Annotated in this window: 15 protein-coding genes; 6 read left to right on the top strand and 9 right to left on the bottom strand. The window is 46.6% G+C overall.

The window, feature by feature from the left end:
* The first annotated feature begins 26 nt into the window (after window positions 1–26).
* Entirely contained in the window at window positions 27–419 is a 393-nt protein-coding gene (locus LU351_RS02080; RefSeq protein ID WP_232592343.1) for a YbaN family protein, read from the top strand.
* A 106-nt stretch (window positions 420–525) separates the two neighbouring features.
* Here LU351_RS02080 and LU351_RS02075 read toward each other — a convergent pair whose 3' ends face one another.
* Together LU351_RS02075 and galU are read right to left on the bottom strand one after the other, a co-directional pair.
* A complete protein-coding gene (locus LU351_RS02075; protein ID WP_232592400.1) occupies window positions 526–1,878 on the bottom strand; it encodes a phosphohexomutase domain-containing protein in 1,353 nt (450 codons plus the stop codon).
* A 26-nt stretch (window positions 1,879–1,904) separates the two neighbouring features.
* Window positions 1,905–2,738 (bottom strand): UTP--glucose-1-phosphate uridylyltransferase GalU, encoded by an 834-nt coding sequence (galU, locus tag LU351_RS02070; RefSeq protein ID WP_232592342.1) that lies wholly within the window; start codon window positions 2,736–2,738, stop codon window positions 1,905–1,907.
* A 741-nt stretch (window positions 2,739–3,479) separates the two neighbouring features.
* On the opposite strand from galU, the gene fabA reads away from it, so the two are divergent.
* The 4 genes from fabA to LU351_RS02050 all read left to right on the top strand — a co-directional run bounded on the left by fabA (window position 3,480) and on the right by LU351_RS02050 (window position 7,678).
* Window positions 3,480–4,004: a 3-hydroxyacyl-[acyl-carrier-protein] dehydratase FabA gene (fabA, locus tag LU351_RS02065; protein ID WP_232592341.1), complete on the top strand. Its 525-nt coding sequence runs from the start codon at window positions 3,480–3,482 to the stop codon at window positions 4,002–4,004.
* 477 nt (window positions 4,005–4,481) lie between these two features.
* Entirely contained in the window at window positions 4,482–5,696 is a 1,215-nt protein-coding gene (gene fabB, locus LU351_RS02060; protein WP_232592340.1) for a beta-ketoacyl-ACP synthase I, read from the top strand.
* A gap of 348 nt (window positions 5,697–6,044) precedes the next feature.
* The gene (locus LU351_RS02055; protein ID WP_232592339.1) at window positions 6,045–7,010 is read left to right on the top strand and encodes a DUF6515 family protein; all 966 of its coding nucleotides are present in this window, start codon (window positions 6,045–6,047) and stop codon (window positions 7,008–7,010) included.
* 77 nt (window positions 7,011–7,087) lie between these two features.
* Window positions 7,088–7,678 carry a glycine zipper family protein gene (locus tag LU351_RS02050; RefSeq protein ID WP_232592338.1) on the top strand — a complete coding sequence of 197 codons (591 nt, stop codon included), beginning with the start codon at window positions 7,088–7,090 and terminating at the stop codon, window positions 7,676–7,678.
* Window positions 7,679–7,719: 41 nt separating this feature from the next.
* Here the strand turns inward: LU351_RS02050 and LU351_RS02045 are convergent, their stop codons facing one another.
* The 7 genes from LU351_RS02045 to LU351_RS02015 form a co-directional block, all read right to left on the bottom strand.
* Entirely contained in the window at window positions 7,720–8,592 is an 873-nt protein-coding gene (locus LU351_RS02045; RefSeq protein WP_232592337.1) for a sugar nucleotide-binding protein, read from the bottom strand.
* A gap of 257 nt (window positions 8,593–8,849) precedes the next feature.
* Window positions 8,850–9,527, bottom strand: coding sequence for a single-stranded DNA-binding protein (ssb, locus tag LU351_RS02040; protein ID WP_232592336.1), 678 nt, complete (start codon window positions 9,525–9,527; stop codon window positions 8,850–8,852).
* An 89-nt stretch (window positions 9,528–9,616) separates the two neighbouring features.
* A complete protein-coding gene (locus LU351_RS02035; protein ID WP_232592335.1) occupies window positions 9,617–11,038 on the bottom strand; it encodes an MFS transporter in 1,422 nt (473 codons plus the stop codon).
* A 219-nt stretch (window positions 11,039–11,257) separates the two neighbouring features.
* Complete coding sequence (locus LU351_RS02030; protein WP_232592334.1) at window positions 11,258–12,583, bottom strand: UDP-glucose dehydrogenase family protein; 1,326 nt, start codon at window positions 12,581–12,583, stop codon at window positions 11,258–11,260.
* 616 nt (window positions 12,584–13,199) lie between these two features.
* Complete coding sequence (locus LU351_RS02025) at window positions 13,200–14,801, bottom strand: general secretion pathway protein GspF (protein WP_232592333.1); 1,602 nt, start codon at window positions 14,799–14,801, stop codon at window positions 13,200–13,202.
* Between the two features lie 111 nt (window positions 14,802–14,912).
* Window positions 14,913–17,450 (bottom strand): LamG domain-containing protein, encoded by a 2,538-nt coding sequence (locus tag LU351_RS02020; RefSeq protein WP_232592332.1) that lies wholly within the window; start codon window positions 17,448–17,450, stop codon window positions 14,913–14,915.
* Between the two features lie 3 nt (window positions 17,451–17,453).
* Window positions 17,454–18,791: a hypothetical protein gene (locus LU351_RS02015; RefSeq protein WP_232592331.1), complete on the bottom strand. Its 1,338-nt coding sequence runs from the start codon at window positions 18,789–18,791 to the stop codon at window positions 17,454–17,456.
* Between the two features lie 693 nt (window positions 18,792–19,484).
* On the opposite strand from LU351_RS02015, the gene LU351_RS02010 reads away from it, so the two are divergent.
* Entirely contained in the window at window positions 19,485–22,214 is a 2,730-nt protein-coding gene (locus LU351_RS02010) for an HzsA-related protein (RefSeq protein WP_232592330.1), read from the top strand.
* Window positions 22,215–22,276: the final 62 nt, after the last annotated feature.

Genomic DNA, 22,276 nt, shown 5'->3' with positions numbered 1-22,276 from the left:
ATGCTATGACACAAGAACACCAAGGTATGGCTCATTCATCCTCAGCAACAAAACGTTTTTTATTGCTTACTGGCGGGTGGGTCGCTTTGGTACTCGGTGTTGCGGGAATATTTTTACCACTACTCCCAACAACGCCTTTTATCTTGCTCGCGTCGTGGTGCTTTGCCCGCTCCAGCGAACGATTCCATCACTGGCTGTCTCAACATCGAATTTTCGGGCCGATCATCACACGATGGGAAGCAGGGCTGGGGATTACAGCAACCGTTCGTAACCGCGCTATTTTCTTTTTGTGGCTCACTCTTGGATTATCCATGTGGCTTGTTGGCAGTGTATGGGCCATCGTCATGCTGACAAGTATTGGCACCGCAACCACAATCTACCTCTGTCGACTTACACAAACTCCCAGCCCAGAAATCTAACTCATAAACGGAAAGAATAAGATCGAACAAAAAAGCCCCTGTCTTTCGAACAGAGGCTTTTTCTATAGGTATCAATATCTAAAAGGAACAAAATAAAGAGAGGCGTTTAGGCTCGAATCAACGCCAATAACTCATCTCGTTTTGCTTCCATTAAAGGTACATCCCCTTTGGATTCCACATTCAAACGAATCACAGGCTCTGTATTCGACATACGAAGGTTGAAACGCCACTCTGGATACTCAACGGAAAGTCCGTCAGTATGATCAATGTGTTCCGCACCTTCGGCGTACTGAGCCTCTGCTTTGGCAATCACTGCTTTGGCATCGTCAACCGTACTGTTGATTTCCCCACTGCACGGATAAGCCGCCATGCAGTCATCCACCAACTGAGACAGCGATTTGCCTTTCACCGAAATCAGTTCTGCCACAAGTAGCCATGGAATCATGCCACTGTCGCAATAGGCAAAATCACGGAAATAATGATGCGCACTCATTTCACCACCGTAGACGGCATCTTCACTGCGCATACGCTCTTTAATAAAGGCATGTCCGGTTTTGCTTTGAATAGGAGCCCCGCCCGCCGATTCAACGGTTGCGCGGGTATTCCAAGTTAAGCGAGGGTCGTGAACAATCTTGGCACCTGGGTTTTTTGCAAGGAAGGCTTCCGCCAACAACCCCACCAAATAATACCCCTCAATAAACCGACCATTTTCATCAAAGAAGAAGCACCGATCAAAGTCGCCATCCCATGCGATACCAAAATCGGCCTTGGCGCTTACTACGGCATCAATCGTGGCGCCTCGGTTTTCCGGCAATAATGGATTCGGAATGCCATTAGGGAAATTGCCATCGGCCTCATGATGCACTTTCACAAAGTCTAGTGGTAACTGAGATTCCATCGCATCAATGACGGCTCCGGCCCCACCATTTCCCGCATTCACCACAACCTTCAACGGTTTCAATGCAGACACATCGATATAGTTCATCAAATGCTCGACGTAAGCTTCACGACTATTTAATGTCTGGACAGAACCTGTGGACGTCGGCTCAGGAAATTCTCCCGCTTCAGCCATGGCTTTAATATCAAACAAGCCAGTATCACCACTAATGGGACGAGAGCCACGGCGTACCAGCTTCATCCCGTTGTAGTCCATAGGATTATGGCTCGCTGTCACGCAAATTCCGCCATCCACATCGTTATCAAAAGTCGCAAAATAAACTTCTTCTGTGCCACATTGGCCAATGTGAAGCACATCAGACCCAGCATCGGTAATACCACGCATTAAGGCATCGGTTAGCGATGGACTGGTTAAACGAATATCGTGCCCGACAACCACTTTTTTCGCCTCCAAGAAATGGGCAAACGCTCTCCCAATTCGATAGGCCACGTCTTCATTGAGCTGGTCGGGTACACGACCACGAATATCATACGCTTTAAAACATGTGATCTCGTTGTTCATCTCTTCAGCGCCATTATCGCTCATTACTACGCCTGTCCTTTTTTGTAGATGTTGTTGTACACATAGTTGGTCGCTTCAACAAAACCGTCAACGCTACCACAGTCAAAACGTGTGCCTTTAAATTTGTAAGCCAATACACACCCAGACTTGGCTTGATGCAACAACGCATCGGTTAATTGCACTTCACCATTTTTCCCAGGCGGGGTGTTTTCGATAATTTCAAAAATATCTGGTGTCAAAATATAACGGCCGATGATGGCTAAGTTGCTGGGCGCGTCTTCTTTTGCTGGCTTTTCCACCATGTCGGTAACTTGGAAGATTCCCTCTTTCAACTTTTCACCAGCAATCACACCAAATTTATGAATTTGATCTTCAGGCACTTCTTGAATGGCAACAATGCTGCATCGGAATTGACGGTAGAGCTTCACCATTTGCGCTAATACGCCTTCTTCCTCAGACAAACACAAGTCATCAGACAGGACGACACCAAAAGGCTCATCACCAATTAGGCGCTTGCCGTTTAAAATGGCATCACCTAAACCTCGCATCTCTTGCTGGCGAGTCATAGAAAATTGCGCTTTATCCATAACCCCACGAATGCTGGACAAAAACTCTTCTTTTGATGTGCCCGCAATTTGATGTTCAAGCTCGTAGTTAACATCAAAGTGATCCGTAATAGCACGTTTACCACGGCCTGTTACCAACCCAATTTCTGTTAAACCGGCTTCAATCGACTCTTCGACGCCATACTGAACCAATGGCTTATTCACCACCGGTAACATTTCTTTCGGCATTGACTTTGTCGCTGGTAGGAATCGAGTACCGTATCCGGCAACAGGGAAGAGACACTTTTTGATCATTTCATCATCCTTTTGATTGGCTGTGTATTGAATAGCTGAGTATCTGTTAGCAATATTGTTTTCGAGTGGGAGTAAGAATTAACGGATGTTTTGAACGTGACGAAATGAGTGGGATCGCACGATAATGACGGATATATACCCGCCCCAGATAGGTGCAAATGTGCATCTAGAATGCCTGTTGGATCTATGTTGTCAATTAGATCTATGTTGTCAATTAGATCTATGTTGATTGAACCATAGCGACAAGACAAATTATGGCAAAGCAATTGACACACCCCAAAACGTCGACGGTAGACGAAAATCTACACTTTTTTAGAATTCTGGACCCATTTTTAGAGTTCTCATAACATAAAGGTAGACAAACCCTAGATAGATTTCATTAGATTGCGTATAAGCAGCGACCTTACCACAAGTTCTATACAATTCATGTGAATTACATGATGGACTTCTAATTTGAGAATTTGTCGCAGGGAAAATGTTGACCTCTTTAGACAATTACTCTTCTTTTTCTAGATGATCACCTCCTTTTTGGCCTCTTTCACAATTACCAGCTTATAAATGAGAACCGTTCACTGGTCTATTAGCCGCAAGTCTCATGCCAGTCACTCTAGACATGTACACGGTAACCGTTAGAATGTGCCACCTTTGCGGCATAGCGCAATTTTCGAATTAAGGGTCCTTAAAAGAGTCTTTAATTGAATTTGTCGTGTCGTCAACATCAATAACTGCTAGGGTCAGTGTATGAATGCTTTCGTACCGAAAAGCGCTTATGAGCGCGACGAACTCATCGAATGTGGGCATGGCAAGCTATTTGGGCCAGGCAATGCAAAATTGCCGATTCCGAATATGCTGATGCTGGATCGCATTACTCATATCTCAACCGAGGGCGGCGCATTCGACAAAGGCGAAATTATTGCGGAACTCGATGTTCACCCTGACTTGTGGTTTTTTGAGTGCCACTTCCCTGGGGACCCTGTGATGCCTGGCTGTTTAGGCTTAGATGCCATGTGGCAACTTGTTGGCTTTTATCTGGGCTGGAAAGGTAACCCAGGGCGAGGTAGGGCACTTGGCTCCGGAGAAGTCAAATTTACCGGCCAAATTCTCCCTACAGCAAAGAAAGTGACATACCATATCCACTTAAAGCGTGTTATCGAAAGAAAGTTGGTGATGGGAATTGCAGACGGCTCCGTTGCTGTGGACGGAAAAGAAATTTATACCGCAAAAGACTTACGTGTTGGTCTTTTTACTGACACCAGCTCTTTCTAGTTGTTGCTTTATAAAAGCCTGGTTATCTGTAACTTTTGCCGGGTATAAGGCATAGTAATATCAAGGGTCGGTAAACGACTACTGGCTAGGCATACCCTCCCTTGAGTTTCCTATAGCATCAATTTTCAACAGGTTTGTTAGGTAAGTCGGACACCATTTGCTCCTTCTGGGCCAAAATTCTTTTGCCTTTCACACATAACTTTCAAATCTATGCAACAATTTCCCTTTAGCGATGTCTCATCTTGGTTAAGCAGGCGCTTATTTTGCTGCGTGACTGACTCCTGTCGATGAAGTCGAGAATTATTCGCCCATCTGCATTGAATTAGACAAAAATTGTACGCAATTGGTTGAAATAATAATACTTAAACCCTGTGATAGCTTTGTAAACACCAGAGCCACGAACCAAAAGTGTCACTACCACAGAAATCAGTCAAAACAAGTGCTCAATATGAGGGCACTGATAAATAGAGGTTGCTTATGAAACGGGTTGTTGTTACCGGTATGGGAATTGTCTCTTGCTTGGGTAACGATCTAGACACTGTATTGGACGCTCTCAAAGAGGGGCGTTCCGGTATTCGATTTAATGAGACCTACAAAGAAATGGGCTTTCGCAGTCATATTTCCGGTAGCGTCGATCTAGACTTGAAAGACCACATTGATCGCAAAACACTGCGTTTCATGGGTGAAGCGGCCGCCTATGCCTATCTCTCAATGGAGCAAGCTATCAAAGATGCTGGTCTTGAAGAGTCTCAAGTCTCTAATGATCGCACTGGAATCATTATGGGCTCCGGTGGCGCATCATCAAAAAACCTGGTGGAATCTGCGGATGTCCTACGGGATCGTGGAATCAAGCGCGTCGGGCCCTATCGTGTTACCCAGACGATGAGCAGTACCACTTCCGCTTGCCTGGCCACTCCCTTCAAAATCAAAGGTGTGAACTACTCAATCTCCTCTGCCTGCGCTACCAGCGCTCACTGTGTTGGTAATGCTATGGAGTTAATTCAATTGGGTAAGCAAGACATCGTCTTTGCTGGCGGTGGTGAAGAAGAGCACTGGAGTCAATCTTGCCTGTTCGATGCCATGGGTGCATTGTCGAGTAAATATAACGAGACGCCAGAAAAAGCCTCTCGTGCCTACGATGCTGATCGCGATGGCTTTGTGATTGCCGGAGGTGGTGGCTGTTTAGTACTTGAGGAGCTGGAGCACGCCAAAGCACGTGGTGCCACCATTTACGCTGAGTTAGTCGGTTATGGTGCCACATCGGATGGTTACGACATGGTTGCACCGTCGGGTGAAGGCGCGGTGCGCTGCATGAGACAAGCCATGGCAACGGTCGAAGGAGAGATTGACTATATCAATTCCCATGGTACTTCTACCCCTGCCGGAGACATTCAAGAATTGAATGCTATGAGAGAAGTCTTCGGCACCAATAGCCCATTGATTAGCTCTACCAAATCGTTAACCGGGCATTCGTTGGGCGCCACAGGCGTACAAGAAGCCATTTATAGTCTACTAATGATGAAGCACCGATTTGTCTGCGCCTCCGCCAACATCGAAAATTTGGATGCGGGCGCCGAAGGTATGCCGGTTGTCACCGAGCGTAAAGATGATGTGGACATTCAACGAGCCATGTCTAATAGCTTTGGTTTTGGCGGCACTAATGCCACGTTGGTTTTTCAACGCTATGAATAGTATGTAAGCCTTAAGCTCTTTACATCATTATTTCTGAGTTTCCTTTTCCGAGTAATTTCTCCTCGTACTATCTTTCCAAGTACTCTGCTTTACAAGTGGAGTGCTTGGATATCTCCCCTTTTCTCAATAGCTGGCATCCCTCCAATTCAAACCCAGAAAACATCGGCCTTTCTCAAGAGCACCTTTATCTCGTACATTTAACGCTCAGGTTCTATTCAGTTGACATGCATACACTAAAAAACACTTTCTATCACCAAAACGAATTACGCCGTTCTTACACTTAATTTCAGTGAATCTACATCAGGCGATATTAGCGGCATATGCATAAAATAGAACGGAGGCCATACAATGAACGGTTCTGTCACGTATTTCACGACCATATCAGCAATCGCAGCATTGATATCGGCATGTCTCGTATCTGCATCAGTGCAAGCTTCTATTAATTTTGGCGACCTCGGTGATCGCAAACACCAAAGAACAATTCAAGAGGTTCAGCGACAAGAGAGCCGCTCGTCAAACCGGGCTGAACGTCATCGTCGAGAGGCCGGCAGGGCATCGAATACGGCTCGGCACACCAACCGTGTACGCCGTGTTAACTCTCGCAACGATTATGGAAGAATCGTTCAGCGTCGCGCCATTAATAACTCTAACAATCGAGCTCATCGTCGTATCAATCGCCCAATTACACGCCACTATAACAATTACCGCCGATACAGTGCCTATACCGCAGCTCAGCACTATAATCGACACCACCGCCGATATAATCGCTTTTATACCCACCATTACCACCCCCACGGATACACCATTTCTTATTTACCCACAGGCTATCGGCGTATTCGCTACCACGGTCATTCCTACTTTTACCATAGCGGCATGTTTTATCGCTCCAGAGGCAGCAGTTACTTTGTGGTATCCGCTCCCATTGGTGCAAGAGTGGGCTACTTACCAGCAGGCTTCGTGACACTTGCCATTGGCTCAGCCGTGTATTACCACGTTAATGACACTTATTATCGCAAAGACGGTACAGAGTATGTTGTCGTGGAATCTCCCGATGATGGCGACCGCTACTTTTCTGATGAAGATGACTATGACGATTATGATGAGGAGGACTACGAAGGCAACGACTTGGTGATCTATCCCGCTAAAGGCCAGGATGAAGAACAAACAGAGTTTGATCGATACCAGTGCCATCGCTGGGCTTTTGAGCAAACCGGCTTTGATCCAAGCGAATCCAATTCGCCAAGAAATGAGCGAGGTAACTACCATCGAGCAATGGCAGCCTGCTTAGAGGGAAGGGGTTACACCACTAAGTAACCTAAATTATTCATATAGAGTGTTGGAAGCGCTTCATTGAAAAATACACAAATCATATGAAGAGCAAGGAGAGAAACATGCGTCGATACAACCCAAAAGTCTTCTACTTGTTAAGTATCTTGCCCATACTTTTCCTCTCTGTCGTATCGACTACAAGCGCAGAAGCCAGCCCCAACAAGGCCTATACACGACTATTCATTTACCCATCGGAAGGACAGTCACCCGAGCAACTGGAAAAAGATCGATACGATTGTTATCAATGGGCCAAAAAGAACAGCGATATTGACCCACTTGCATTGAAAAAGCCGAAATCCGGCCCTGTAAAAGTGGCTATTGCAGACAACCCAAATAAAGGTAATACCATTGCAGGCACCATCATTGGCGCAGTCATCGGTGCAGCTATTGGCTCACAAATGGAATATCGTCACGGTAGGCATAGTCATAATCAAACGTTTGAGGGTGCTATTGCCGGTGCAGGAATAGGCACATTAATCGGGGCAACCAGTGAAGCCCAGGGGCACAAAGACAATGTCAACGTCGCCAAAGCACAGGCACACCACAAAGCCGCCCAACAAGCCGAAGAGAACAAACTCTACAAAGAACAACTCATTCATTACAATCGAGTATTCAGTGCCTGCATGGAAGCCCGAAACTACAGTGTGAAATGATGTAAATGAGATGGCATACAGCAAGAAAACGGCATTAGCCGTTAAGAAGCGACACCTTGATTCTGCGTGTTTTCCGCAAGCCAAGTACTGATCATATTCCCCAACCCTTGGTGCCATGTGCGAGGTTGAACTCCAAAGCAATCCATTATCCGGCGATAGCCCACAGCCGCACTGACCGGATCTGATTCGGCTCTATCCACATGCACCAGGTCACCATTGAGTAAATCTCGATCCATTAACCGAGCACAAACTTCCCTGGCAAACTCATCTTCTGTGCAGACATCACTTGAGCCGTAATGAAAGATTCCCCAGTTTTCAGAGCCGTATTGAACTTGCTTAATAATCGCAATGATCACCCTGGCAATATCACTATGAGTAATGGGTGCGCCTCGCCACTCTGCATTGATACGTGCCTGTCCATGGCCTGTCAGAGGTCTAAGCAATCGAGTCAGTAAGTTTTCTCCCTGCCAACCCATTACCCAACTGAGGCGCAAAATAATGTGCTTTGGGAGTTCAGCATACGCTCGCTCAACATCCAAAAACAATTCTCCCACGCTATCTCGTGGGTCAGTAATGTCTGTCTCGATATATCCTGACTTTTCTCCACCAAAAACACGATAACTGGAAAGCTGAATGGGCACCGCATCGATCCGCCGGCACACGTCCGCAATATTCAGTGCCGGCTCCAGCAACTTCGCCTCGCTTACACCAACCCCAGTATCACTCCACCCCAATGTGTTCACCACAAGGTCTGGCATGTGTTCAGTAAAATACTCATCAACACTTTGAGCATCTTGCCAATTTACGGACTTTTCCGCAGGCAAAATGACACGAAAAGAGTTCTGTTCAAATTGATTGAGTAATGCCTGGCCAATCGGATTAGTGCTATCGGTCAGGATGATTGTAAAAGCCAAGAAATGACACCCTCTAAGAAAAACTGAGCCACCAAAGACGCATTGGATTCTGTATCACGCTACAAAAAACCACAACGAACCTCAATACTACAAGGTATATCGAGCGAAGAAAGTAAGCAGTTTAGAAGCAAAAAATGGATTGGTGCTGAACGAGCATTCAATTCGAATAAAAAAACCTCGTATTGGTAACGAGGTTTTATTTTGTTTGGTCAAAGCCGTATAGGTCAGACACTCTCTAAAAGCAGTTTAGGCAAAGTCTAAAACGGTATGTCGTCATCAAACGCATCAAAACCAGGAGACTGCTGTGGCGTTCCACTTTGCGTTGGTGGCTGTTGTTGTGGCTGCTGGGGAGGTTGCTGTTGAGGCGCATTTTGCCCAGGAGCTTGCTGATAGCCTCCTTGTTGCGTTGCCGGAGGCTGCTGAACAGGAGGTTGCTGCATCGGGGCTTGTTGTGCTGGAGATGGTTGTGCTGGAGGTTGCTGAGCATAGCCTGCTTGTTGCCCACCCATTTGCCCAGGGTTTCCACCAAACTGATTATTCTGTGTAGGCGCACTACCGTATGACGACTGCCCCCCACCTTGGCTGAAACCGGCGTCTTGTCGGCCACCTAACATCTGCATTTCATTTGCCACAATCTCAGTCGTATAACGATCTTGACCGCCCTGGTCCTGCCACTTTCGCGTTCTTAATGATCCTTCAATATAAACCTGCGATCCTTTACGCAAATACTCACCAGCAATTTCCGCCAAGCGGTTAAAAAACACCACGCGATGCCATTCTGTGCGCTCTTGCGGTTGCCCTGTTTGCTTATCTTTCCAGGATTCACTGGTCGCAATACTGATGTTTGTCACGGCACCGCCACTGGGCATGTATCGAGTTTCTGGGTCTTGGCCGCAATTACCGACCAAAATCACTTTGTTGATACCACGTGCCATAACCTTCTCCTAATCAATTTACTCTGTTTCACAATACAAATAACCATTCGAACAAAGGCCTTGCGGCCACATGCTTTCACTCAAAATAATTAACGAAGCCCTAACGTTTGCAAGCTATTTCGATTAAAAACTTTTGAGTCTACTTTCAAATACGCTGTCGCCTCTTCGGTACTCAATAGTACATCGTGTACACCATCTAACTTTCTCAGTTCAGGCTCAATATCTGCAAAATTTTTGTCGCCTAAAGCAACCAATATACTGCTTAAAAACTTGGGTGGGCGCATCGGTAGGGCAACGACTAACCATAGCCCTCCAATGATGGCACTAAAGGTAAATACTCCCATCGGGCCGAAAGATTGTTGCAAGTATCCACCTACGACACCACCGGCAAATGCCCCCAAAAACTGACAAGTGGAATAAACACCTGAAGCTGTACCTTTGGTGCCTATCGGTGCCAATTTACTCATTAAGGAGGGCAATGTTGCCTCTAAGACATTAAAGGCCACAAAAAACACCCATAAAACGGCAACGGCAATCCAAGGTAGACTGAAACTCCAACCCAATAGAGGCTGAGCAGCGACGACGGTTGCAACTGCACCTAAAAATACGCCTTTTATCTTACGCTGTTTTTCCGCAATGATGACTAACGGCACCATAACAATAAATGCTGACGCCAGCATAGGTAAATACACCCACCAATGATGCTTAACGTCAATATCTAGCCCGTCAAGTAGTAAGCCAGGAATTGCTACAAACATTACCGTGAGCAAACAGTGCAGTGCAAAAACACCAAAGTTCAAACGATGGAGTTCCGCATTACTCAATACTGTCGTCAACAACGTAGAGGTAGGAATAGTATCGCGGCTGGCAAAAGTCGAATCGGGCGACGGTACTAAAACAACAACAATAAACAAACCCACCATCGCCAAAATAGAGGTAAACCAAAATACCCCCGACAATCCCGCAAAACCTGAAATAACGGGCCCTAATACCAGTGCCACAGCAAAAGCAATTCCAATAGAAACCCCTATAGCGGCCATGGCTTTCGTACGGTGTTCATCAGGCGTCAGATCGGTAAGTAGAGCCATGGTCGCCGCCGCAATTGCCCCCGCTCCTTGTAGCGCACGCCCAAGAATAAGCCCCCAAACAGACTCTGCTAATGCTGCAACAATACTGCCTAGAGCAAATAAAATAAGGCCGACGATAATAATCGGCTTACGGCCTAGCTTATCCGAAAGCATTCCCATCGGTAGCTGAAATAACGATTGGGTTAAGCCATATGCGCCCAGTGCGATACCCAGTAAAAAAGGTGTTGCCTCTGCGTAATCTTCCCCCAAGACCATGAGAATAGGCAAAACCATAAACAGCCCTAACATGCGAAAAATGTATAAGGCAGATAGGGAAAGCACGGATCGACGGATTAAGGCAGGCTGATTGTTCACTCGGCGAATCTTCTGTCTTGATATGGAGGTGATGTACTGCAACGTGGCCTGGCGGTTTATCTTAGCCAATACACTTCGCTTGAGAAGGGCGTCATTCTAGCCGCCAATAGAACGCTCGACCAGCACCAAGTGCTGGTCGAATCGAAAGTTGTGCCACACTACGCCGTTAGCCTGGCACTGTCTACTTTATTGAATTGATAATGAGTGCACTTGAAAGCGCTACTTTCAAAGTGCCACTGAATATTTCTAGTCAATAGCAAGCAACACCAAGCTAGAAATAACACTGTGTTAATTGGATCGACCAATCCCGATATAATCGATGCCCAAATCCTCCAACTGGTGAGGGTTATAAATATTTCGGCCATCCACAATAAGTGGCGTTTTTAAAGACTCTTTCACTAAGTTAAAATCGGGTGCCCAAAAAGCCTTCCATTCGGTACAAACTACTAATGCGTCAGCATCAATTAAACATGCCTCTTTTGTTCCCATTAATTGTAAATCAGGGCGCTGGCCGTAAATACGCTGAGTTTCATTCATGGCTTCTGGGTCGTATGCTTTCACTGAAGCACCGGCTTCCCATAATGCCTCTATAAACACACGACTTGATGCTTCACGCATGTCATCCGTATTAGGCTTGAAAGCTAGCCCCCATAAAGCAATGGTTTTACCTGCCAAATCTTGATTAAAGTAGGTATGCAATTTATCAAACAAGCGGGTTTTTTGGTGCTCATTCACTAATTCCACCGCATCCAGTAACTTCGCCTCATAACCCACTTGGCGTGCGGTGGACGCCAGCGCCTTCACATCTTTAGGAAAGCATGATCCACCGTAACCACAACCGGGGTAAATAAACTTATAACCAATACGGGGGTCTGAACCGATACCTTGTCGAACTCGCTCAATGTCTGCCCCAACGTACTCCGCAATATTGGCCACTTCATTGATGAAACTGATCTTTGTTGCCAGCATGGCATTCGCTGCATACTTCGTTAGTTCTGCGGAACGCACATCCATAAACAACATACGGTCATGATTGCGGTTAAAGGCAGCGTAAAGCTCACGCATGGCGTCTTCAACGTCTTTGGAGTCGGTGCCCACCACAATACGATCTGGCTTCATAAAATCCGCCACCGCAGCACCTTCTTTGAGGAATTCGGGGTTAGAAGCAACGTGGTAGGTGAGGTCTGTACTTCGTGCCTTCAGGCCGGTCATCATGGCGGATCTCACACGATCTGCCGTGCCGACTGGTACTGTGGATTTTGTCACAACGATTTTTGTGTCATCCATGTATTCCGCAATCGTACTGGCAACAGCAAGTACATATTGGAGGTCTGCAGAACCATCTTCATCCGGTGGCGTACCAACGGCAATAAACTGCATGGTCCCATGTGCAACGGCATGCTTAGCATCCGTCGTAAACTCAAGGCGCCCTTCTTCGTAATTGCTGATTACGATACCGTCCAAACCAGGTTCGTAAATCGGGATTTGTCCATTTTTTAGACGAGCAACCTTATCGGCATCCACATCCACACACACGACGTGGTGACCCACTTCTGCCAAACAGGCGCCCGTTACTAGCCCTACATACCCAGTACCAAATACTGTTACTTTCATCCGTCGTAATCCCCAACGCTATTTTAATATCTTTTCGTCAACTTTATGGTTTCCCTAAAAATCAGAGTAGTAGTACTACTGATTTGACAATGCTGTTCGAACTTTCTGTTTATGCCACTACCAATTGAATTACCAAATAACAACTCTATCCTCGGTACTTGATCCGATATACGCCATAGTAGCCCGCAATGAGTATGATTTAAATTTATAGAGTTTACACATGGAACATCAACTCATAAAAATTAACAACAGAATTTTCGCCAACACTGTCATTGTTTAAATGAATAAACGTCACAAAAAACACTATTAAATCAAATACCTACCTAAAATCGATCTGAGGACACTTCTGGGCTAAATAATTATTTATAATTTGCTTTAAAAAAACATAGGGGTAGGTGTGACTCATTACCAGTTTGGAGCGTTCAGAAAGCGACCTGCAAAAAGAATGATACGGTCTAAAGGCAGCTAAAAAAAGCAAAGAGTATAAGAAAATCAACCATGAGGAAGGATCACAGAGCATTGCCGATTATAGGTAGTTAACGGTTACAACTATAAAAAGCAACGCTCTGGCAGGACAAGTGCACTGAAGGCAGATTGCGATGTCTACGTATAAAAACTATATGGGGGTGGAAATATTACCATTGAAGATGGGTTCAAATGCCGTCATACCATCACGGCTGGTGGCATTTCCCAAACCGTGGTTTGGAAAGAGCGTCTCGAAATTGCCATGCAAATTGTGTAGCGCCAAGTAATTCAACACGACGGTCTCGACCAGAAGGTTCACATTGTTTGCAGCAGGGCTAGAAGCCGTTTCCACATCGCCGCTGTCTCGCATAAAACCTAATTGCTGATGCATTGCTTGCGCTTGTGCATCGGCACCCATCAAGATTGCTCGGCTGCCTGGGTTATACACTAAGAAGAAAGACCCCGCTGTTTGCTGGTTGTCCCCCGTCCAAACCCCTTTGCCGCGTCCATTTTCAGAATCATCCGTCATACCATTACTGAAAACAGAGCCATCACTGTAAACGTACATCATTAATGGTTTGCCACGTTTAGCTGCATACTCCAAGCACGCCCCCATACACCGCCCAGCACGCAAGTCACGCAGCTCACCGGTAGCTCGGTCACCTGTATGGTAATCGTATCCACCCATCGTTATGGTGCCTGCAGCGGAGTAACCATTTACGACTAATTTCGCGATGGAGGCGGCTTTTTCGAATTCACGGTCGCTGTTGAATTCATCTACAGAAAAAACACCGGCAGGGCCAACCAAATCAGGATCCGACTCAGGGTTCAAATCTGCGGGGTTACCGAAACGATCCGCTAAATCCGCCGCTTTGACGTATCCACAACGAACCAGATCTTTCATAACATCATCAGCGGTTATGTTGGTATTCACAGCGCCCAATTTTGAATTACTGATACGATAAATAGACTCCATCACCGCAACCGTATCTTCTTGGTTCAACAGACCAACCAACTGCCCTGTATCAACCAGCCCGGTAACATCTGAGCTTCGATCCACTTTTGTAGGGCGCACCTCAGGGTTAATCATTGATACCGGTGCCTCTGAATTTCCTCCCGATTCACTGGAGCGTGAACCAACCAGCGTCACCAGCTCTCCTTCTCCGCCTGCAATGTTAATGCCGTACATTGGGTTATGAGGGTTATTGCTGGTATCGTTTTCAGAGCGAGCTGGAATGACAGCGCCATTAATACGAGAGGCTGTGTCTGCAGATACTTTTTCAAGAATTCCTGATAGAAAGCCACTATCGCTATGGAAAGCCAACCCCAAGTCCGTATTCACAAAGTCCGTAGCGCCAGTTTGCGCATCTGCCACCTGCGGCACCATATCACCAGGCAATCCCTGTTTGTTGTAACCCGCCGTAGAAAGAAAATCTAATTGGCCACCTCGTTTGCCAATCAATACATTGGAACCGGCAATATTCGCGCCCCCGGCAAGGTCAAAGCAAATAAATGGGATTCGTTCAGCTGAACTGATACCACCACACACATTATCCATTACAGATTGCACATCTGCAGAGAGGGCTGCTCGTGCCTGTTGAGGGTTTGCAAAAAGGCTGAAAACACCGCCTCCCACAACGCTGGCAACACCCGATTTGATTCCTTGTGCAATTAAGGAACGACGAGTAAGCGGGCGATGATCGGTGTACAACAACGGCTGATCTAGGTCTCGAAAATGTTTACGTTTACTCATAGTCTTTTACCACTGTGCCTTTCACACTTGATTTTTGACTTGGTTGTTTTTGCAAAGTTGTTTTTGCAAGATTGGCTTTACTCTTAATCACCAAAACATGACCATTATTCATTATTGCAAGAGCATCAACGCACTGCCCGACGCTGCAGCACACACTGCAATGACAGTGGTATTCGTTGTTGCTCCAGAGCCAATCATTGTATCGATTAAGCTATCTAACTCTGTTCGAACAGCGGCTGGATCTGGCTGTGTCGACAAAGACACATTACCGTTAGCCGCCACAGCGTTCGCCAATAGTCGATTCAAAATCGGATTGATGACCGCATCTCGCTCTGTCGAATCATTTAAACCGGATGCAGCAGAAGGCTGACCAAAATCAAAACCGGTGAAGTAGGCTGAGCGTAAAGGCGCATCGTTTACCAACACATTGCAATATTCTACTGCTAACTGGGTAATCCCCATCTGATGCGAGGTGAGGAATCCATCAAGCGCCTCAATGGTCGGTAGCTGCTGTTTCAGTGTTTCATAAGTTTGTGCAACCGATGCATTGGTCACCGGAACACTCGTCACTTCAGACAGTGTCGCGTTAATTTCAGCAAAATGTTTTAACCCAATGTCGGATTGTTCAGGGAGATCAACAGGAGTAGGAGTTGCTGGCACAGGTGGTGCTGAGCGGCTGTATGAATCCGCTCCCAACCTATCGAATGTGAGGAAGAAAATATCCTCTGCCGCACCAAACTCCAGTTCCACAACAGTACCCAAACCAGAGAGAGGCTGCCCAACGCCTTCTTCGTAAGCAGTCCCACCCAGTGATAAATCAAGATTCGCAAATGCTTGGCCAACTTCAGCCTCTCGACCATTCACACCAATACGCATACCGGAAAGAGGAACATCACTGATAGACGCCGTGCCATCGAGGCTAATAAAGAATGGGCTATTGAACAGATAGCCGTAGCTATCAAACTGCTGCACCTCGAAACCAACATAGGCTTGAGGAACGCTCATGTGCTCTTCAACATTGAAAAGCAGGTAGTACTTCTCGCCCACCCCCACATCAAAGTTGGCACGAATATCCTCTTCAGACATAGCTCGATTATGTACCGCCAGCATACGAAGAATGCCATCCCATCCGTTGCTGCCATCGACTTCAGCCCCTAGCACTAAAGCAAAGCTGCTGTCCCAAGAATTTAGGCTACCACCTTCTACCGCCTCCTCCTGAACAATCAGTTCGCCATCAACATAAATTTTACGGCCGTCGATCGGATCAAACGTGGCGACGACGTGCTGAAGCGTTGCTTGCAGCACCTCATCAGCATCCGGTGTGCTGACAGCAGGGGCACCATCAGCATCTGTTGCTGCACTGCGGTTATGGAAGTCATAGTTATAGAGCGTTTGCCCGAGCATGAAATTACGAGACATTTCTGCACCAGAATAACTCACGATTCGTGCAGGCCCCTCTTGAGAAACATTGCCCGGAATCACCCATGCTTCAATAGAGTATTCGCCCGTTGCAGAAATCATGTCGTAGAGCTTGACACTGTCTTGGGTTAACGCCTGAGCTTTTCCTCCAGGGTTAAAGTCGAGGCCCCAGGCCCCCACCCATTCAACGTCACCAGTCAGCGTGAGATTCACCGCAGGTTCAATGCCACTGCTGTCAAAGGCAGTAGTACCTTCTCCTACTTTAAACTCCCACAAAGCAATCATATTGGTTTCAACGCGCCCACCACTGCTAGCAACGATACCATCGTACAATCCCATCGCCTTACTAACGACCAAATCGGGGTCAACCGCTGTGGCAGGCACCCCATCCGAAAAAGCTTGAATTGCGGCCTGCATTTCATTGGCATTGGTCAAACAATCCCCCCAGCAGTTATGGAATTCATTCCCCAAGCGAGTAACCAACCGAGAATTCGCCGCCGTCGCTAAATCTATACGGCTTTTCGACGCTTCATAGGCAACATCAACGTCAGCGCTGCCAATATAGGGTTGTTGTTGTATTTCAGAGGTCTCACTGTGGCAGGAAGAGCAATAGGTAGAAACGAGAGGGTAAACTGTTGTAGAAAACAACGTTGAGTCTTGAGGGAAGTTTTTACTTTCCCCCACATCCTGAATTTCAGGAGGAGTCAGTGTAATAGTGTTTGAGATACCGCCGGATGATTGTGCCCAGCCTTCTATGTATCCGGTGACAATATCACCACATACAGAGGCAACCGACTCCCAACAGTTATGCCCGCCCGCCACTTTGGTGACCAAACGAGACTCGGAAGGGATTTCTAGATTGACCAGACCATTTGCAAGCGCATAGGCTTCGTTAATGTCATCAGCTCGTACAAACGCCGGAGATTGACCACCCGTACTGTGGCAAGCTCCGCAACGCTCTTCAGATACCAAATTGTCCCAGACATTCAATTTGAAATTCTGGACATCCTCTGTGCTGGGGTCAGGCCCATTGTAAGTCACTTCATCGGGCCGATCGTTAGAGGTATCTTGATTGCTGACCGTTGAGGCACCACTGCCACCACCGCAAGCCGTCACCACACTTACAATACCCACCGTCATAGTGGTTTTTAAGAGGGCAGACTTCAAAGCAGCCATTGTATATAAAGAGCTTTCTACTGATGGGAAGCTAAATTCATTCCTTTTCATCATGGCTCACTCCCCTTTACAGTAATCAGCGGATTCAGCCACAACCTGCTTGAGGTTATAACCGCTATTTTCAAAACTGGTAACCATGCCCTCAACCTGAGCGCGATCCGCATTATTACCAGGTTCACGGAGGCAGACCATTTGGAATACTTTCTCGACCTGACAACTGGCAAAGGCCTCACTGTGTGCTAACTCCATACCTAAGGATTTTGCGCCAGAACCGCTTCCCGGCAGGCTTTGATCCCAACCTAATAGGCTATTCGCCCCAATACGCCAATAGTTATCCCAGTTATCATCCGGTGTTACGTATCCGTAAGGGAAGGTATTTGCATTGATACGATACTTTTCTTGTACACGAGTACCCGTTTCAGGGTCTATGTCGCCCTCTCGGTTGTAGGTGATTTGCCCGGCATCGCCTTCGGGGTCTGTATCTGGGTCATAATCCCAACTGTAATAGGCAAATGCTTGGGCCAGCGGGTCCATACCGCTGTGGCAGCCAACACAGTTATTCAAGAAAACCCGGCTATCACCACCAGGGCTACGAGATACATCTTGTCGAATTCGATCAGGAGGAAGGGTTACGTCGTGAACTTGCTCAAGGTCATTGCATAAATGATTCAGCAGCGTAAAGCGCAACATGGCGCGATTCGTCCCAGCGTAAAAAAACGCACGCGCGCCACCACGACTGGTAATGACACCGGCAGTAGCGCCTGCTGGCAACCCTGTCACGTCCGATTGTGTTCGCCGCTCTAAATTCTCAATTAAATTAACATTACGCTCTTCAAGCTGTTCATAGTGGGCATTATTGCTGTTGGAGTAGGCAGACACGCCCGTAGACGAAGCACCTACATAGAGTAGGTTGTCATAAAGCAGCGTCCTGAAATCCAACTCATCACGCACCACACCAATCACCGTTGCGGTGTAATCATTCAGTGGGCGAAAAATATCTTGATCTCGGTTTGTCCAAGGTGTGGCCCAGTTTTTTAACGTCACGCTGTAAAAACGTGGATCGTCCATTGCCGTAAAAGCGGCTTGCACACCATTACCCGAAGCTATATTTGTTGCCATACTTTGCAACACCGCTTCTGTGGGCGGGGCCCCAACAATACGTTCATGCATACGTTTGGCTTGTTCGAATTCTCCCGCAACAGCCACAGATGCCCCACCCAAAAGCGCAATAACCTTTGAGAGCGAAAACAAAGTGGTAGCAGATAACGAGAGGAAAGAAGGGCGAATAGAGGGCGATAGGGTATGCGGTAAACCAGCCTGAGGCTCATATTGACTTATCTTTTGCTGGCTTTTTGACGTTAATTTAAGCCTTATTAGGCGTCTAAATATATTCATAGTGACAGTATTCATGGCAGCTCAATCGGTCAAATCATCAAACACAGCAGATGGCTTAAACCCCCTGCTTTTGGATTCTGTTCGTTCTCGCTCATTGAACAGCATTTGTTTTTATTTTGTCTAACACGCTCTCATTGCTAACGTTTCGGCATGGTATGCCAGTCTCAATGCTGCGCTCTCTCTCAGTATTTTCATGATTATTATCTTCCAGAAATCCCTTGAAAAAGCCAAATAAAATGATCTTTTTAATCCGACGCTCGGGCGATTATCAATCGATAAGATCTACTCAGTATTTGTCTTTTTCATTAACAAACTCAGTACTGCTTAAACATTATGCTATCGTCCAAATCATGATAGCTAGGTACTTTGGGAGTTTTTGACGTTAAATGCGTCACAGAAGCAAAGAACAAAACAATTTTTTCAGTCATAGAAACATTAATAGATATTTTTGCTTTAGAATTTTAATTTTCGATGACATATCAGCCTAAGAAACATCGTTTTAGAGGCTGAAAATCGTGACCTCCTACACGGACACACCCAGCATTTTTTTTAACATGCAATAAGCATTAAGACGCTATTCAATGAGGATGGCAAATACTCTTTTTTAAAAGTTTAATAGCATTGACCTATTAGTTTTCTTCTAATAGAAAGGAATCGTGACAAAAATAACCATTGGTTGACGAGATGATGCACATGCCGGACAACAATTTAAACGCTACCCTCCTTCGAATAGCATCTGGAATAATGCGCTCGAGTCTTGTGGCCGGCATGCTAGCCATCTTAAGTGCTTGCGGAGGTAGCAGTAGCGACTCAAGTAATGGCAGCAGTACTGGTGACGAGCCCGATATAACCGTTGAAGATATCCCTATTGCGTATGTCCGTCGTTCATTACCCTTTGATGAAAATGAAGATTTTATTCCCAGCGATGCTTTTGATTTAGTGCAATTTACCCCTGGGGCCGAGCTTTTCGTGCGAATTCGCGCAGCCGCGACCGCCGATGAAGTCAACGTAACGGGTGACTTATTTGAGGAAGGTGAACTCTACGATGTTAAAGATTTAAGTGTTTCTAACGATGGCAGTAAACTGTTGTTTGCGTTACGAGCCCCTGAATTGGAGAATGTGGACGACGATGAACAACCCACCTGGAATATTTGGGAATACAATTTAGAAGAAGACAGCCTTCGTCGAATTATTGCTGATGACATCACCGCAGAGGAGGGTCAGGATATCAATCCAAGCTACCTCCCTGATGGGCGAATTGTTTTCTCTTCTAATCGCCAAATCCGCAGTAAAGCCATCTTACTTGACGACAATAAACCTCAATATGAAGCTCAAACCGAGGATGGAATGGATGATGCTTTTGTACTCCACGTAATGGACGAGAACGGCACTAATCTTTCACAACTCACCTATAACCAAAGCCACGACTTTCAACCGACCGTACTGCCTACGGGCGAAATCGCCTACCTTCGCTGGGATAATCTCAATCGCAACAATCGTTTATCTCTTTATACTACTCGTCCCGATGGCCAAGACACCATGAGCCTATATGGCTATAACAGCCAAAGTACCGGCACCGAGGGCAGCAATGCGATTATCGATCAACCCAAGCCTATGAGTGATGATAGGTTGTTAGCTATCCTTCGTACCGAAGAAAGTAGACGCTGGGGTGGTGATATCATCACCATTGATTATGCCAATTACAGTGATCGTAACCAGGCCAATCTTGACCTACTGAATACGGAAAACCCAGGAGAAGAAGGGGATGGACAGCGCTCACTCAGTACAGGCGACATTATTGTTGATGAAGATGACCTGACGATTTCTCGAAACGGCTACTTCGCTGCCGCCCATGACCTATTTGACAACACACCACGTTTACTCGTGAGCTGGACGGATTGCCGCCTGCAAGATCCAAACAGTGAGGCCATTCTCGCGTGTACCGAGGAAAATCTTGCCATTGAAGGTATTACAGAAGCACCGCCTTTGTATGGTTTGTGGATATACAACTTAGAGATCGGAACCTTACAGCCGATCTTTGTACCAGAAGAAGGCGTGATGTACAGCGATGTGGCTGCCTTCGCAAATCGTACAGAAGATCTGTTCTTGGCAGATCGTCAAGGTGGTATTGAACTAGATCAAGACCAAGTGGATGACGGCCTTGCCCAACTTCATATTCGCAATGTGTATGAAGTCGAGGGCATAGACACCAGTGAAGTTGGCATCGGTGTACTGGCAGACCCTGCTCAAACTCCGGCAGATGAACGTCCAGCGTTATTTTTAAAAATAGAGAAAGCCGTGAGTATGCCCGATGACGATACGCTAGACTTTGATCGTGCCTACATTGGGGTTGCCAGAACCATGCGTGAGATTATTGGCTACGCGCCCGTTGAGCCAGATGGCTCTGTTCTCACTCTCATTCCGGCTGATGTCGCACTGGCCATTTCCATTGTTGACCAAAACGCTAGGCGCGTCAGTGACAGCTCTACAACGTGGATTCAGGCACGCCCTGGAGAAGTCATTGATTCCCATGGCTTAAACATTACCCAGCGCCGACGAGATCAGTTTCAAGCCAGTACAAATACTGGCGCACCGGTAGACGGATACAACTTCCCAAATACAGAGCCACTGTTGATCGGCTCGTCCGGGCAAACCATGGCGCAAACGTACGCTCAAAGTACCGATGCCATTCGAGCACCCAGCGTAGACATTATTTTTAATGACGATTGGACAGACCCTGCGGTAAGAGCCAAGGACGATAGCTTCGAGTACCGCTATAACGATTTGCTTACCCCCGCGCCTGCCAGCGAAGGTTGTATTTCTGAGTGGTCTGCCTCTTGCCGAGTCATAGTCAATTACCCCGACCACATACAACCCCTCTGGGAGCTGCCCAGGCAAACCCTCGATGACATGAACAACGTGATAGCAGATAACACCTGCACCCTCTGCCACAACACACGAGACGCCATGGGCGCACAACAAGTGCCGGCTGGGCAATTGGAGCTGACGGCCAGCCCCCTTGATACTGACAATCGTGTTCGTTCTTATCTCGAACTCTTGGCTAATGACAATGAAGATGAAATCGTAGACGGAGCCTTGGTAGAAAGAACCGAAGAGCGAGTTGTCACAGATGAAAACGGAAATATCGTTTATCAAACCGACAATGACGGTAATCTAATTCTGGATGCAGATAACAACCCCATTCCTGAGGTAGAGCTGATTACCTTCCCTATCACTCGCACCATGACCTCTGGAAATGCGCTCAACAGTCGTTTTTTCGAAATTTTTGATCCCGCAACCAGTAATAATTTCGAATACGATCACAATGGAGCATTAAGCGATGCAGAATTACGATTACTGAGCGAATGGTTAGACATCGGCGGCCAGTACTACAACAATCCTTTTGATGCACCGCTGGACTAGATGATCGTTGCCTGGATGACCATTAGACTAAACGAGTCACCACCTGCTACGCTCTCGCATAC

Origin of the sequence: Marinibactrum halimedae (genome assembly GCF_021234875.1) — a bacterium.
Taxonomy (GTDB): Bacteria; Pseudomonadota; Gammaproteobacteria; order Pseudomonadales; family Cellvibrionaceae; genus Marinibactrum; species Marinibactrum halimedae.
This window is presented reverse-complemented; position numbering and strand designations above follow the sequence as displayed.

What these genes read in the sequence shown, in the direction of transcription:
- LU351_RS02075 (WP_232592400.1), bottom strand. Translation starts at nt 1,878, where the DNA reads ATGAACAACGAGATCACATGTTTTAAAGCGTATGATATTCGTGGTCGT.
- LU351_RS02025 (WP_232592333.1), bottom strand. Translation starts at nt 14,801, where the DNA reads ATGAGTAAACGTAAACATTTTCGAGACCTAGATCAGCCGTTGTTGTAC.
- LU351_RS02030 (WP_232592334.1), bottom strand. Translation starts at nt 12,583, where the DNA reads ATGAAAGTAACAGTATTTGGTACTGGGTATGTAGGGCTAGTAACGGGC.
- LU351_RS02020 (WP_232592332.1), bottom strand. Translation starts at nt 17,450, where the DNA reads ATGATGAAAAGGAATGAATTTAGCTTCCCATCAGTAGAAAGCTCTTTA.
- LU351_RS02015 (WP_232592331.1), bottom strand. Translation starts at nt 18,791, where the DNA reads ATGAATATATTTAGACGCCTAATAAGGCTTAAATTAACGTCAAAAAGC.
- ssb (WP_232592336.1), bottom strand. Translation starts at nt 9,527, where the DNA reads ATGGCACGTGGTATCAACAAAGTGATTTTGGTCGGTAATTGCGGCCAA.
- LU351_RS02010 (WP_232592330.1), top strand. Translation starts at nt 19,485, where the DNA reads ATGCCGGACAACAATTTAAACGCTACCCTCCTTCGAATAGCATCTGGA.
- LU351_RS02050 (WP_232592338.1), top strand. Translation starts at nt 7,088, where the DNA reads ATGCGTCGATACAACCCAAAAGTCTTCTACTTGTTAAGTATCTTGCCC.
- LU351_RS02055 (WP_232592339.1), top strand. Translation starts at nt 6,045, where the DNA reads ATGAACGGTTCTGTCACGTATTTCACGACCATATCAGCAATCGCAGCA.
- galU (WP_232592342.1), bottom strand. Translation starts at nt 2,738, where the DNA reads ATGATCAAAAAGTGTCTCTTCCCTGTTGCCGGATACGGTACTCGATTC.
- LU351_RS02080 (WP_232592343.1), top strand. Translation starts at nt 27, where the DNA reads ATGGCTCATTCATCCTCAGCAACAAAACGTTTTTTATTGCTTACTGGC.
- fabB (WP_232592340.1), top strand. Translation starts at nt 4,482, where the DNA reads ATGAAACGGGTTGTTGTTACCGGTATGGGAATTGTCTCTTGCTTGGGT.
- fabA (WP_232592341.1), top strand. Translation starts at nt 3,480, where the DNA reads ATGAATGCTTTCGTACCGAAAAGCGCTTATGAGCGCGACGAACTCATC.